Raw genomic sequence first — 14,243 nt, 5'->3', positions numbered from 1 at the left:
AATTAAAATGAACTTGATGGAATGGGTACAGGCAACATTGCCTGAGCTTATGTGTGATCTTAATCAGCCGGCGACAGCGAGTGAAATAGCAAGTCTAGAGAATAAGCTCGGTGTTGAACTGCCTGAGCGATTGAAAGTGATGTATCTCGAACATAACGGCCAGAAAGATGAAATCAATACTGGTTTATTTTACGGACTCAATTTTTTACCTTTGGACAGAGTTTATGAAGAATGGCGTTCGTGGGCTGAAATCATCGATTCACAAGGTGAAGAGGGAATGAAAGAGCTGAGTATGTTTTCAACCTCTCACGTTCTTGGGTTTATCAAAGAAGCTTATGCCAATAAAAAGTGGGTACCGTTTGCCCATGATTGGGCAGGCAACTACCTTGGTTTAGATTTTGATCCGGCCGAAAATGGCACAGTTGGACAAGTGATAAACTTTGGTCGTGATGAAGACGAAAAGTTTGTGATTGCTAAGTCGTTCTCTGAGTTTATGCAGTGGTATACCGCTGAACTTGAGTCAGGTAATTACAGTATTGTGGTCGAAGACGATGGTGGTAGAAGTTTTAATACTAAACAGCCGCAATCCAGCCATTTTTTAGATGCAGTCAAAGTGCTATTTCGCGCAGTATAAATAACTTTCACCGTGCTATTTATCGCGGTTTGAAGTTATCTCAGTGTTGCGCTTTGAATGTTAAGGAGATCAATATGCAATTTCCAGAATTTGAAACACCACGCTTGAAGCTTACGGCGCTATCCGAATGCGACAGTAATGCTATTTTTGAACTATTTTCAAACCCAGAGGTAGTGAAATACTACGATTTAGAGGCGTTTAGTGAGCGATTACAAGCTGAAAAACTCATAGATTTCTTTCATTCTCGATTTGATAGCGGTGTTGGGATCCGTTGGGCTATCCGATTAAAAGGCACCGAGCAGCTTATAGGTACGTGTGGCTTTAACTCATGGAACCCGGCGATGAAAAATGCAGTTATCGGTTATGATTTGATGCCGAAATTTTGGGGAAAGGGTTATACCACTGAAGCATTACATCAGATTATCTCCGCCGCGTTTGGTGGTTTACTGGGATGTGGCGCACTGAATCGAATTCAAGGAGATACGGTGCCGGGGAATCATGCATCAGAGGCTGTGCTAGAAAAGTTAGGTTTTAAAGCTGAGGGGGTTAGACGACAAAGTGGATATTGGAAAGAACAATTTCACGACCTAACGTGCTTTGGGTTATTAAAGTCAGAATTTAATCGCTGAGCCAATATTTTTTAAAGGAAAGGCTATGGACATCTGGACACTACTTTTATTTATCCCAGCGTGCTTTGCCTTGAATATGGCACCAGGTCCAAATAATCTTTTAGCGCTAAATAATGCTCGTCGTTATGGTTTTCGTATAGCTCTACTTGCAGGACTTGGAAGGCTCGCCGCATTTTGTGTGATGATAGCGCTTGCCGCGTCAGGCCTTGCAGTTGTGCTGTATACGTCGGAAATATTGTTTCTAGCCATTAAAACTTGTGGCGCGCTCTATTTATTATGGATTGCTTATAATTTATGGCGCTCAGACGTTAGTCCAGTTTCAGATGATGTCCGCAATCTGAGCATTATCGGACTGATGAAACAAGAGTTCGCCCTTGCTGCGGGTAATCCAAAAGCAATTTTGATATTTACCGCTTTTCTCCCTCAGTTTGTCGATGTTGCAAAAAATGTGACAGAGCAATTTTCACTATTGGGGGCTACTTTTCTCGTTTTGGAAATAGTGGCTATCGCTATGTTCGCTGTTATTGGGCTGTATCTAAGGCAGTGGTTTAGTAAACCTAAACTGGTTAAACGTTTTAATCGTGCATGTGCTTCATTTTTGGCGCTATCTGGCGGCAACTTACTGTTGAGTAGACAGTAGCGATGCCAAAGTTAGTGACTCGCCAGCCCACAAAGTGATGCTACTTCTCAATTCACTCATCTGGCCTTGCGCGTGCTTGACAATAACCGAGCATTACGTGAAAGTATCGTTATGAATATAGAACTATTTCTCACAAGTACACGAATTATTACCATTCCTTAGGAGTGGTGGTTTTGTGTGCTTTTTTAATGAACCCACCAAAATAAGGTGGGTTTTTTGTATCTGCCTTGTGGGGCCACAGCAAGGAGGTTACATGAAGAAAGTAGCAGTTTTTGGTAAACCGGGAAGCGGCAAGTCTACGGTGAGTAAAAGACTGGCCGCGGCAATACACATCCCGTTATATCAATTAGACTCGATGCTTTACCAAGCAAATGGCGAGTTTGTTGACAGAGCCGCTTTTGATAAAGCACATCAAAACATATTGAATACTGATGCGTGGATCATTGACGGCTTTGGTCCGTTAGATGCATTTAAACAGCGCTTAGATGCAGCAGATACCTTAGTCTACATCGACTTACCATATCGAGTGAGTTATTGGTTTGTGATAAAACGTCTTTTAAAAAGCATAGTTACCAAGCCTGAAGGCTGGCCAGATGGTAGCTCAGTGTTTAAAGGGACGATTGCCAGTATTAAAACGTTAAGGCGCTGCCCGCAATTTTGGAATGAAGCATTTTTATCGCAGTTAGAGCAAAGCGCGCAAACCAAAGCACTCTATGTGATTAAGTCGGTTGCGGCGCTTGATAGCTTTGTACGCCAACATGTGAAGTAATACCATAAAGGGTACATGTGAGTAATGTATTGATTTGATTTGCAGCCTTTGGTGTTACGTCTTTTTAGCTGGACATGATGAATAATAAAACTTGTAGCAGTCTTACCCACACTAAAACAGTAATAAATCATCATATAATCGCAGCCATTATTTACCTTTGTACCTTTTTTTGTTGTGCTGTATACTTAGCCAGTTTGATAATTGCGCATGGAGAGGTGCATGAGAAGAGTTGTAATATTTAATAAGAAAAAGCATTTTTTTTGGCCACGACCAGACGTTAACTCACTCAACCAAGAGATTGAGCAGATAGAGCAAGATGGTTGGAAGGTGGTGTCTGTCACGGCTAACTGCGATTTTTTAGGTTATATTAGTTCTTTTACAATCTTAATTGAGTCTTAATTTGTCTGCCGTGAAGCTTGAATTAGCTTCACCGGCGTGCTAATTTTCTCTCGCTCTGGTGGACGACCTCCAGAACTTTCTTTTACTGGCGGGGACGACCCCATTTTGGAGTTGTCATGAGCTGGTTGCTACTTGCTTTTGCAGGTTTATTGGAAGTCGTTTGGGCTATTGGTTTGAAATTTACCAACGGTTTTACGAAGCCTGTTCCCTCAATTATTACTTTAGTGGCGATGGCCGCAAGTTTCTACTTTCTCAGTGTTGCACTACGAACTTTACCGCTTAGCGTTGCTTATTCCGTCTGGGTTGGCATTGGTATGATAGGGTCGATTATTGTTGGCTTTGTCTATTTTAAAGAGCCGTTGTCATCACTTAAGCTACTCAGTTTACTGTTGATAGTGATTGGGATTATTGGTCTAAAATTATCCTCTCAGGGTTAAATTACAGCTATAGTTAACCGGAGTTTAGGTTAGATAATTCCACTTTAGATGAAAAGGAAATTCGATGACGATTGAACTGAATATGGCGGGCTTACATACGCTTGTCGAGACTACCCTCACACCACTTAAAGACTATCATGGTGATTTGTTACCTTGGCGCGGGGAAATAGCAGAAAGCCATAGCTTTGCATTGGAGGGTATAACCGCAAGTGTTACTGGTGACACTAAGGTAGAGCTTATCAACGCGAGCACTGCCATAGATGAAGACGGTATTATTGGTGAGCAAAAAGAGATTAATGCAGATCTCGAACCTACCACAACACTTGCCTATAGTGACGAGGCATGTTGGATAAAATACAGCACACACATTGACTTTGATCTCACCGGTGCCTCCAAAGCGGAGCTGCTTGGGATCAATACAGATGGGCAGGCACAATGTAAACTAGCAGCCTACCTTTGCCATCAACCACATGAAGCTGTGGGTCTTGCCTTAGGCCGCGACCTTGCAACTATGCCGGTTATTTTCGATGTGGAGGATGTTAAGTCTCTGGCACCTAACAATGCATTAATGATGGAAACGGCGGGGGCGTTAACGGTGAGCGCCAATTTTAGGTGGTCAGATATAATCGCGCAAAATCTCGATATGTTTAGCCGCTGGTTGGATCAAGGAGAATTACTTGATATTAACCTTGATTCGGCTTTGAGTGCGGACCTTGATATCGAGATCCGTGGTGGCTTTCGTGTTGTCTTTTCTAAACGCTTGGATAAACCACAGCATACTTTCCTCGCAATTAAAAAATCAACATTGTCGAATACCGCTTTAACAATCACTGGGGGAGTGAGTGCCAAATTTGCCGATCAAGCCGGATTTAAGCAAGCTTATTCGAGTATTTTGACAGGGATATTCAATGCACCTCTGGATAAGGTTGAAGAAGTCCTTTCACTCGTCGCAACAGAATCACCCGATGAAGCGCAAAGCGACCTGATCTTAAGATTAAAAGATCGCTTACAGCTTGATCCACTAACGGACAGTTTAGAACGACTTCAAAGCGAGCTGCTGACCATTAAAAAAACGGTGTTAGCAAATATTGAAACAGCTGCAAAGCTAAAAGCCGAGTTAAGTGTTAAGTTTGAATACACGCGTTTATCCAGTCATCAATCGCTGCTTGAGGCGAGGTTAACCACCAAAGGCCTAGAGCAGGTGCATCTTGATGCGCTATTTGGGCGGGTTGGTACTATCACTCAGCCTAGTTATCAAGATGAAATCGAGATAGAGCGCTTCTTCTTTCAAACCAGTACTGAAATCAAGCAAGCCTATGGGTTCAATTTAGGTTTTGGTGCTTGGTCGGCCATGAGCCGTAACAGCTATTCATTTAAAACCATTGAAACGAGAGACAAGCTAAATAGAGTGCAACTTGCTACGCTTGGAATGCGTGGTTATCAAGATGATATTAATGGCGATAAACGTCATTACTATCTCAGCTTTGATGCTCAGATGGTGGCCTTTTCAACATCAACGCCGCCTAAGCTACGCGAGTTTACGTTGGGTCTGACGCTCGTACATGAACAGCAAGAGGCGAGTGTGACCAATAACGAGCTGGACCACTTGGTCGATGATTTATCGGTATGGGGTATGATCCCAGAGTTTGAATATGAGGATACAAAACACCGATTGAGCGAGATACTCAAAGATGCCGATAATGTGCGAATCGTTAAGTCCTTACATCTTGACCATGACGCGTTTGTTCAGTTACTGCCTTTATTAGGTCGGTTTGATAGTCGAAGACTGGCCACCTCGCTTGCCGCTGCATTACCCATAAATCATAAAATACTTCCTGAGCGGGCAACTATAGAAAATCGAGTGAAATTATATGATGCGATTTTTGAGGCATTGTTAAATTCGCAACTTAACTCTCATAACGAAGTGGCTCTGGCGACATATCAATATCTCAAAGCAAAGGGATGTCGAAAACTTGCATGTAAAGAGCGGGATTGGCGCAGGCTAGGTGCGAGCAAATTCCAAACCCTAGCAGGAATAGTCGAGTTGCATCCGCGGATTTTGCAGGACATTAAAAACCTATGCGATGGCTTTGCGCAACTTAATCTCGCTTATCACCAAGAAGGGAATTATTCTGTGCTTGAAAAAGCATTTAATCTTTTTGATGATATGGGCGAACATGGATTCTATAACCGCTTTTTCGCCCACTATGTATTGCAATGTACACGCATTTTTCCTCAGTCACAAAATGGTACCAAAGTGACGGTGAAGCTAGAGTTTGTTAAAGACGGTAAAGAAATTGATGTGCTTTGGGGCAAACGCTAGGGGTTATTGCGCTAGCTTCGCTCTGAACTTGAACAGCCATCACTCTTCTTTAAGATCATTGCTTAATTTTCTCTTCAGTTTTGCTACTGCATCATGTTGGCAATCTAAGCCCATATACAAGTAACACCTTGTAATTGTGGGTAACTTTTATTTGTTGGACTTACGGTCGGTTAGATAAAGCGAGATCAGTCCATGTAAAGGCGGTTTGTATCCATATGAATGATGTAGTTACTGACAAAGTACGGTTTACTTTTAAAAACCATCCCCTAGGATGTGCTGAAGAATTTATTGTTGCGACGGCAGTAGGCGATAATATTTATCAGATAAAAGGTGCCCCGCTTTTTGCTTTTGGTGTTAACTATGATGACCACGTTTTGGTTGCACCAGATACCGAAGGTTCTTTAGACGCAATCGATATAGTGGCTCGAAGTGAGTACCACTCTTTGCGGGTCTGCTTTACAAACGAGTTGGAAAATGCCAAAAACATAGAGCTACTTCAAGAGCTTACTCTATCTGGCGTGGAGAGCGAGCAATTTGATGATGGGTGCTTTGCGTTGACGGTTTCACCGCAAAGAGAATATGAATCTTTTATTGATATCCTGCATTATTATCAGGAGCTTGGAGTATTGAAGTATGAACTTGCCGGCGAGCCCCACGATAACTTTGATGGTAAAACTGCGTAACTAAGTGGAATTATCTAATTCTTTATAAATGCAGTGGTTTAGTGTTCAGTTTTATGTTTCACTTGGAACTTTAATAGGCACGGTAATTTACTATCGTACTTAATCTAGGATAATGGCGAAATCTTAAGGAGACACAAGGATGGCTGTCAATTTTGTTGGAGGATGTTTATGTGGGCAGATCCGTTTTACCGCGATTGGCGTCCCTCGTAACCCTCATACCTGCTCATGTAACATGTGCCAAAGGCATAGCGGTGCACTAACCGTTGCATGGGTAGAGTTCGCAAGTGAAGAGGTCAGTTGGGATGGACCTGGCGGTGCTCCTAAGGTGTGGCGTTCATCGGATTATTCATCGCGCGCTTTTTGCCCTGATTGTGGTAGCACATTAGGTGCAATAGATGACGCGCCTGTCATTGCATTAGTGCTCGGCGTTTTTGATGGCAATAGTCGTAAAACCCTTGAACCCAAATCTCACTCTTATATTTCAAGAAGGCCAAAATGGTGGTGTGTAGGATGCAATTAACCTCTGTGCTGTATGTGAGTAAATTATGACTTTTTACGCTATCGAAGATGCGTCGTGGTCTGAGATCTTAACGCTACAAAATCAGGCGTATCATGATGTTGCGCCGGAAACTGTGGATATTCTAAAAAGTAAATGGATGCGCTCGCCAAAGAGTTGTTTTGTTTTTAAACAACATCGAGCCGTGAATGCCTATTTACTGGCGCACCCTTGGTACGATGAAAAGCCGCCGAGTTTGTTTACATTACTTCCTGAACAACCGCCTAGTTCGTCGTTGTTTCTACACGACCTAGTTGTTTCACAAGCCGTATCTGGGCAGGGAATAGGTGCCTTGATGATTAAACGCTTAGTTGAGTTGGCGACCCAAATGGGGTACTGTCGCATTCGGCTCGTGGCTGTGCAAAATAGCGTGGGGTTTTGGTTGAAACTAGGCTTTGTCTCAAAGCCAATTAAGGTATGCAAAAGTTATGGTGAAGATGCGCAGCTGATGGAAATGAAAGTGTAAGGTGCGCCAGCTAAGCTTGGAAGTCATGAAAGTAGCCATACGGTAATTTACGATGATTAAAAAAAGAGTAATTATATTCTCACTGCTGTTTGCATCTAGTCACGGCAGTGCTGATGAATTAAAGCCATTCACAAGCGATGGTTGTAGTGCATTTCCTGATGGTACTTTGGCGCAAAATGAACTGTGGTTGAGCTGTTGCACGGCACACGACCTTGCCTACTGGAAAGGTGGTACCGCTATAGAGCGCGAAAATGCCGACATTGCCTTGCAAAAATGTGTTGCTGCGGTAGGTCAAGAAGAAGTGGCAACCTTGATGTTAGCGGGTGTACGACTTGGTGGGCTTCCTTATTTACCTACGCCATTTCGTTGGGGGTACGGGTGGTCTTATCCTAGACGCTACGCCGAATTGACCGCTGAAGAGATAGAGCAAGTAAATAAGCACATGGCAAAACTAGCATTAGACAAAAAATAAATTGACGCAAAGTCAAATTCTGTATACTTTCTCCGCGATGTTTCAATGAGGGCCATACAGTCAACTCGTCAACCCAATATTAGGCAGATCCTCACATGCATTAAGTGCCTGTGATTTTAACCTTTTGTTCTGAATTTGGGAAACGGATAAGACTGCATCAACCGCTGTTTATAGCCGATTTTGCGTCCCTTTTTTCCGCTGCTCAAATTCCTTTGATTTGGGAAATTCGCATGGCTGAGCCAAATGCAATTAGCATCATTCCCCCAGTCGTCGTATTGACGCTTGCAATTATCTTACGTCGTCCTATCTTGTCCCTTGTTTTGGGGGCGCTTGTAGGACTCGCATTGTTAGACCCAGCCACCGTATTGGCAAATTTTGCTGATGCTTCGCTAAAAGTGATGGGCGATGAAACCATCGGCTGGCTTATTCTGGTATGTGGTACGTTTGGTGCCTTGATAGCGCTGTTAGTGCACACCGGCGGTGCCTTAGCATTTGGCCGCAATGCACTGAAAATGGCAAAAGGGCCAAAGTCGTCTTTGCTTATGACTTATTTTTTGGGTGTGATCATTTTTATTGATGACTACCTCAATGCGCTGACGGTTGGTGAGACGATGCGTCGCGTTACCGATAAGTTTAAGATTTCTAGGGAAATGCTTGCTTATGTAGTGGATTCAACCGCTGCACCTATCTGTGTTTTAGTACCGCTTTCGACTTGGGCGGTGTTCTTTGGTGGCTTGTTGGTCGATAACGGTGTCGCGGGAGAAGGACAGGGGATCAGTACGTATATTCAGGCCATTCCTTACATGCTGTATGCTTGGGTGGCCGTAATTATGGTACCACTGGTGATATTTGGTATTGTGCCTCTGTTTGGCCCAATGAAAAAAGCAGAGCTTGCAGCTAAACAAGGACAACCCGCGCTTGAGCAGATAGATTTGGAAGAAGTACATACACCGGATCACTATGCTGCAAAAGCCATTGAGCAAGAGTTCGAACAAGCCGACACTCAAGGCAAACTGGTTAACTTTTTGGTGCCTATTGGTTTGCTGGTGGCGTTTACGGTGTACTTTGATATTGATGTATGGAAAGGTTTGTTAGCGACTTTGGCAGTGACTATCCCATTTTATATGGTGCAAAGGTTGATGCCGCTTGCAGACATGCTTGAGCAAATGATCAATGGTTTTAAATGCATGCTACCTGCGATAGGAACGGTAATCGCCGCATTTATCTTTAAGGATGTGTGCGATCAACTGCTATTGCCACAATATGTAATAAATGCACTGAGTCCTTATATGACAGCTGGTTTATTGCCTGCGATGGTGTTTTTATCTATGGCTATTTTGGCCTTTGCAACTGGCTCTAGTTGGGGGATCTTCGCCGTGACTATTCCTATCGTGATGCCTTTGGCCATTGCTGTTGATGCTAATATTCCTCTGGTCATAGGCGCGTTGTTGTCGGCATCATCATTTGGTAGTCAGGCGTGTTTCTACTCGGATTCTACGGTATTGGCAGCCCAAGGCTCAGATTGTAACTTAGTCAGTCACGCCATCACTCAGCTACCTTACGCGTTGATTGCGGCTGCAATTGCCTTTGTTGGCTTCTTGATTATTGCATAGCCGCGGGCAAGTTTTAGGGTTAGTTCTGCTAACCCTTCAAAGCTAACCCTTCAAAGCTAACCTCTCAAAACTCTTGTAGTTTTACTTACTCTATTGCTCAAGTCTTGCTAGGCTATATAACCAGATCCTAAAAGTGTAAGGATAGCTATGTTCACACCTCGCAAGTTGGCCGAAAATTATCGCGAACTGATAAGCAGTATCGGTTTCTATCCCTCTTTACTTGCAGTTGCATTTTTTATTTTTGCGCTCATAACCACGGCACTTGAATATGCAGCTCCTATCAGCAACTTTAAAGAGCTTATAGCGATTGTACTGGTCGACAGTGAAGAGAACGCACGAACCATTTTAAGCACGCTTGTGGGTAGTATCATCTCATTGACGGTATTTAGTTTTTCAATGGTGATGATTGTACTGAATAATGCCAGTGCAGGGTTATCACCTAGAGTACTGCCGGGTCTTATCACCAGAAAGTCGCACCAGCTGGTATTGGGGTTTTATCTCGGCAGTATCATTTACGCCATCATTATGCTGATAAACATTCGTGGCGTGGGCGATGGTGAAACTGGGATCCCGGCGTTAGGGGTTTTATTTTCGCTAGTGTTTGGATTGTTCTCATTAGGTTTTTTTGTGTTTTTTATCCATTCAATCTCCCGTGCCATACAGGTTGATAATGTGCTAAATGATCTGTTTAACAACACCAAAAATGAGATGAAGAATATTATCACCAAACAGCAAGAGCAGCCTTTTGATAACTTTCCTGACTTCTCGAGTTGGCATAATTTACCCAGCACAGAAGAGGGGTATTTTAAGGGAGTACACAGTGACAAACTGTGCGCGTTGTGCGAGCAACATGACTTTAAAATATATATTGCTGTTAAACAAGGGTTTTTTACCGTTAAAGGCTACCCATTTCTTAAGTGTAATAAGGATCTCAGTGAAGATGAGGCGCTACATGATGCGTTACTTAGCTGTTTTATTTTTTATGTTGAAGAGTACATCAGCGACCATTATCGCTATGGTTTAACACAAATCTCGGAGATTGCAGTCAAAGCCATGAGCCCAGGGATTAATGATCCCGGTACTGCGGTAAAGGCGATTGATATGCTGAGTATTTTACTTATCCAACGTTTGGATATTTGCGATGTGAACTACTCCTTTAAACACGCTAAAAATGAGCCGCTTTTATATATCCACGAAGCGTCTTTTGATGAATTACTGCATGATAATTTTACTCCGATAAGAAACTATGCCAAGACCGATGGCTATGTCATGGTCAATGTGTTGGAAGCGTTTAAAAATATACTGTTTCGCTCGAGTGCGGATCAACAGGCGACGGAAAGTTTATTTAATTACTTAGAGGCCATCATCGACGATGTGCGTAATACCATCACTAACCCGTTTGACCGTCAACGGATCATTGAAATGCTTGAGGCTATTGAGAAAATTAATGACGACAAAGGAGAAGCGCTTATTACACAATTTAAACGAGAATAAGCGCGAACTTTTTTAATTCAGCGCAAGCTTAGCGAGACCTGCGGCAATGGCAGAAAGAGAGAGTAGCCTCAGTAAAATGATAGCAATATCAGAGCTGCCGCCTGCAGACGTATTTCGATAAACTAAGGGATAGTCAAAAAATATAAGCAAGTAGAGTAAGTCAAAAAAGCCGATCCGGGCACCATTGAGTTCTACTTTTGTACCACCTTTTAATAAGATTTCAGCAAAGCATAAATTGGCTGTGGTTTTTATTCTTCCGCCTTTGCGGTCTTTTAATAGTAAGTAATGAAAGGTGATTTCAGTAATGTCTTCTCTAGCAATTTTTTGCGTACCAGTTACCTTTGTTTTTATTGCTTTGGGCGAAATGGTTAATTGGTTTTTCGACACGTCCATCACCCATTGAGAGCCAAAGCCAAATTTTTTGTACAGCATGACTCTTTTAGTGAAAAAGATAATTAAAAATGCGATTAAACAAGCAGGAAAAGCAATAGAGCGAGGGTAATCACCATCAATAAAGGATGCAGTGATAGCCAAGGCGAAGACGAGTAATGCAAATAAAAACTCAGCGCCACCAGAAAGCATGCCCAGCGCAGCGATAGATTTGAGTGACACCCGCGACTTATCGTTCAATTCATTTTTGTTTTTTAGAGTCACATATTTGAACCACACTTTATCCGTGAGTGATAAATCGAGTGTGTGTTTAGCCAACGACATAGGGCACCTCCTTGGTATTAATAAAAGCAATGATCCTGGTCCATTTATATCGCATTTCCATGAAACTTGGAAATCTTTCAACTGGTTGCGTTGTGTTTTGACTAATAGATTGGTACTTTTTTTGATTACCAGTTGGTACAATTATGGGAATGTTTGGGAAGCGGAATATATGATCCAAAAATTAAACAATCGCGATGTGTCGATGGCGAGAGAAATTTTCAATGTATTTCAACGCTCATACAAAGTAGAAGCTGAGTTTATTGGGGCGAGTTATTTTCCGCCTTTATCTCGAACGATAGAAGATATATGCGGTGCGACGAGTCACTTTTATGGATATTTTGAAAATCAAAATCTTGCCGCAGTCATTGAAATTGTCATTTTTGAGAAAACGCTAGAAATAGATAGCCTGACCGTTGATCCCAGTTATTTTCGCAAAGGAATTGCGGGTGAACTCCTAAGTTTTGCGATGTCGGAGTTTGATGTCGAAAAGGTGATTGTAGAAACTGCAACGGCAAACGCGCCCGCTATTACACTCTACCAAAAATACGGTTTTGTTGAATACAAACGCTGGTTGCCCGGACATGGCATTGAGAAAGTAGCACTGGCGGTGGATGTTTGTAGCCAGCACTCAAAATATTAGTAAGTTTGTTCTACCCAATAAATTTATCTATGTATGTCATAGTGTTGGCATATCAATGACGCCTAGATGACGCAATAATAAGGAAGATCTCCAGTTATAGTTTTATCAACAATATAGAGGAGATCAATTATGGAAATGCAAATAAACAAACAACTAATAAAATTGAAAAGAGTAGAACGGGCATGGAGTCAATCTGAATTGGCACAGGTTTCTGGGTTAAGCCTGCGAACGATACAACGCATCGAAAAGTCAGGAGCAGCATCGCTCGAGTCGATAAAAGCACTTGCTGCGGCTTATGAAGTTAACGTGATGGAAATTCAACTTAAGCCTGAGTCAAAAGGCACCAAATTAAAACGCAAAGCTGCCGCATTTCTTGCAGGCACTGCAGTGATGGCAGCCAGTATTTTTACCTTAACGGCTTCAGCTAAACCCGTGATGGTTGACCTTATGCTAACCTCTCAAGGACAAACGCTGGCTGATGTTCAGGTTTTGAATGAAGAAGGCGCATTCAGCGAGTTTGTTTTTTCAGATAAGCTAAAAATTCGTCTTACTTCAACCGTTGAACAAGAAAACCAAGTGAAAATAGTGACCGAGATTTACAGTTTATCTACCGAGGGTCAAGTACTTGTCGCTTCCCCTAGTGTTACGGTTCAACATCAAAAACAGGCTGAAGTACACTTTGATGATTATCAGCTCTCGTTGTCACCACATCTGTGATGCAAAAAGCTCAGTAAGTTAAAGCAAACTTATTGAATTTTTTCTGATTATTGAGGCAAAGAAATAACCACACTAAACAAGTCGGTATAAATTGTCATGTAAACTTGATGTTACTCAATTTATGGTATGTTATATTGTATCTAAAATGGTGCAAGGTTTATTTTATGATCACAATAACGGATGGGCCACTTCATCTTTACCAAGTGGAGCAAGGTGGTATTTTGGTTACAGGCATTTTGGCCGAGCTTGACGTTTCAGTGTTACCTGAGCAAGCGATTCTGCCTCACGAGTCGGTTTCGGTTACCCATGCTATGGCGCTGAAAAAGCGTGTTCAGCTCGAGAAGTTGCTGTTACCCCCGTGTCTTTTGGTCGGAAAACTTAATTTGGACAAGGTGCGATGGCAAGCGGAATGTGTTGAAACTGCGCAGTGGCACAGTGATTGCGGTGAGTGTACTCATCGCCTCTATGCTGTTGAAAGCCCTTACGTGCTACAAGAATTCAGGCAGCAGATCTCAATGCACCAGCAATGGCTAATTGCAGATGGGCATCACAGGATGTTTGCAGCAAGCCAACGTCATGCGCCTCAATCTCGGATGATGGCATGGTTAGTTCCACAGCAAGATGCGGTGATAACGAGTTTCGCGGTGCAGGCATCTTACACACAAGCTGTAGATGTTACCAAATTCAAACAGCACCTTAGCAATTTTGATATCTGTGAATCCTCGGAGACTGAGGCCGATTATACTATTTGGTTGGGGAAAGCTGCTCTATATTTTGTCCTACGACGCGCGACAAGCGATTTTTATCTTATTCAGACCCAGTTGCGTAGAGCACTGCAGTCACTGCCAGCGTTTGAGGAGCTGTGGTCTAAAAATAAAGTTGAGCTGAGTGATGACGCTCATGTTGTAACTGCCCTCTGTCGCGCTCCCCAAATTGAAGACATCTTTGCTGCTGCTAAAGCAGGCAAGTACTTTCCAGAAAAGTCGACCTTATTTACGCATAAGGCCGACAGCCAAGTACTTTACCATTTAAATCAGCAGGCAGCTTGTGCTTAAAA

At 42.6% G+C, this 14,243-nt stretch carries 17 protein-coding genes; 16 read left to right on the top strand and 1 reads right to left on the bottom strand.

Annotated elements, in window-relative coordinates; genetic code table 11:
- Window positions 1-7: 7 nt before the first annotated feature.
- From PPIS_RS07775 to PPIS_RS07715, 13 genes are all read left to right on the top strand, one after another.
- Window positions 8-634, top strand: coding sequence for an SMI1/KNR4 family protein (locus PPIS_RS07775; protein ID WP_010377471.1), 627 nt, complete (start codon window positions 8-10; stop codon window positions 632-634).
- A 74-nt stretch (window positions 635-708) separates the two neighbouring features.
- Window positions 709-1,263: a GNAT family N-acetyltransferase gene (locus tag PPIS_RS07770; protein WP_010377473.1), complete on the top strand. Its 555-nt coding sequence runs from the start codon at window positions 709-711 to the stop codon at window positions 1,261-1,263.
- Between the two features lie 25 nt (window positions 1,264-1,288).
- Window positions 1,289-1,903: a LysE family translocator gene (locus PPIS_RS07765; RefSeq protein ID WP_010377476.1), complete on the top strand. Its 615-nt coding sequence runs from the start codon at window positions 1,289-1,291 to the stop codon at window positions 1,901-1,903.
- Between the two features lie 253 nt (window positions 1,904-2,156).
- Window positions 2,157-2,672 carry a P-loop NTPase family protein gene (locus tag PPIS_RS07760; RefSeq protein ID WP_010377478.1) on the top strand — a complete coding sequence of 172 codons (516 nt, stop codon included), beginning with the start codon at window positions 2,157-2,159 and terminating at the stop codon, window positions 2,670-2,672.
- A 219-nt stretch (window positions 2,673-2,891) separates the two neighbouring features.
- Window positions 2,892-3,071, top strand: a complete 180-nt coding sequence (locus PPIS_RS07755) for a hypothetical protein (RefSeq protein ID WP_010377480.1) — start codon at window positions 2,892-2,894, stop codon at window positions 3,069-3,071.
- A gap of 116 nt (window positions 3,072-3,187) precedes the next feature.
- Window positions 3,188-3,508, top strand: coding sequence for a DMT family transporter (locus PPIS_RS07750; protein ID WP_010377482.1), 321 nt, complete (start codon window positions 3,188-3,190; stop codon window positions 3,506-3,508).
- A 64-nt stretch (window positions 3,509-3,572) separates the two neighbouring features.
- Window positions 3,573-5,831 (top strand): hypothetical protein, encoded by a 2,259-nt coding sequence (locus PPIS_RS07745; protein WP_010377483.1) that lies wholly within the window; start codon window positions 3,573-3,575, stop codon window positions 5,829-5,831.
- A gap of 215 nt (window positions 5,832-6,046) precedes the next feature.
- Complete coding sequence (locus tag PPIS_RS07740; protein ID WP_010377485.1) at window positions 6,047-6,514, top strand: DUF4265 domain-containing protein; 468 nt, start codon at window positions 6,047-6,049, stop codon at window positions 6,512-6,514.
- A gap of 139 nt (window positions 6,515-6,653) precedes the next feature.
- The gene (locus PPIS_RS07735) at window positions 6,654-7,034 is read left to right on the top strand and encodes a GFA family protein (RefSeq protein WP_010377486.1); all 381 of its coding nucleotides are present in this window, start codon (window positions 6,654-6,656) and stop codon (window positions 7,032-7,034) included.
- Window positions 7,035-7,059: 25 nt separating this feature from the next.
- A complete protein-coding gene (locus PPIS_RS07730; RefSeq protein WP_010377487.1) occupies window positions 7,060-7,536 on the top strand; it encodes a GNAT family N-acetyltransferase in 477 nt (158 codons plus the stop codon).
- Between the two features lie 52 nt (window positions 7,537-7,588).
- Entirely contained in the window at window positions 7,589-8,008 is a 420-nt protein-coding gene (locus PPIS_RS07725) for a hypothetical protein (RefSeq protein WP_010377488.1), read from the top strand.
- A 230-nt stretch (window positions 8,009-8,238) separates the two neighbouring features.
- Entirely contained in the window at window positions 8,239-9,621 is a 1,383-nt protein-coding gene (locus PPIS_RS07720) for a Na+/H+ antiporter NhaC family protein (protein WP_010377490.1), read from the top strand.
- A 147-nt stretch (window positions 9,622-9,768) separates the two neighbouring features.
- A complete protein-coding gene (locus PPIS_RS07715) occupies window positions 9,769-11,115 on the top strand; it encodes a DUF2254 domain-containing protein (RefSeq protein ID WP_010377493.1) in 1,347 nt (448 codons plus the stop codon).
- Window positions 11,116-11,127: 12 nt separating this feature from the next.
- Here PPIS_RS07715 and PPIS_RS07710 read toward each other — a convergent pair whose 3' ends face one another.
- Window positions 11,128-11,829, bottom strand: a complete 702-nt coding sequence (locus PPIS_RS07710) for a hypothetical protein (RefSeq protein WP_010377496.1) — start codon at window positions 11,827-11,829, stop codon at window positions 11,128-11,130.
- A gap of 169 nt (window positions 11,830-11,998) precedes the next feature.
- On the opposite strand from PPIS_RS07710, the gene PPIS_RS07705 reads away from it, so the two are divergent.
- From PPIS_RS07705 to PPIS_RS07695, 3 genes are all read left to right on the top strand, one after another.
- Entirely contained in the window at window positions 11,999-12,469 is a 471-nt protein-coding gene (locus PPIS_RS07705; protein WP_010377500.1) for a GNAT family N-acetyltransferase, read from the top strand.
- A 129-nt stretch (window positions 12,470-12,598) separates the two neighbouring features.
- Window positions 12,599-13,186 (top strand): helix-turn-helix transcriptional regulator, encoded by a 588-nt coding sequence (locus PPIS_RS07700; RefSeq protein WP_010377502.1) that lies wholly within the window; start codon window positions 12,599-12,601, stop codon window positions 13,184-13,186.
- 164 nt (window positions 13,187-13,350) lie between these two features.
- Window positions 13,351-14,241 carry a DUF1015 family protein gene (locus PPIS_RS07695; protein ID WP_010377505.1) on the top strand — a complete coding sequence of 297 codons (891 nt, stop codon included), beginning with the start codon at window positions 13,351-13,353 and terminating at the stop codon, window positions 14,239-14,241.
- Window positions 14,242-14,243: the final 2 nt, after the last annotated feature.

It is taken from the genome of Pseudoalteromonas piscicida, assembly GCF_000238315.3.
In the GTDB taxonomy this organism is placed as follows: Bacteria; Pseudomonadota; Gammaproteobacteria; order Enterobacterales; family Alteromonadaceae; genus Pseudoalteromonas; species Pseudoalteromonas piscicida.
The sequence above is the reverse complement of the archived record's forward strand: the minus strand, read 5'-3'. Positions and strand labels throughout refer to the sequence as shown.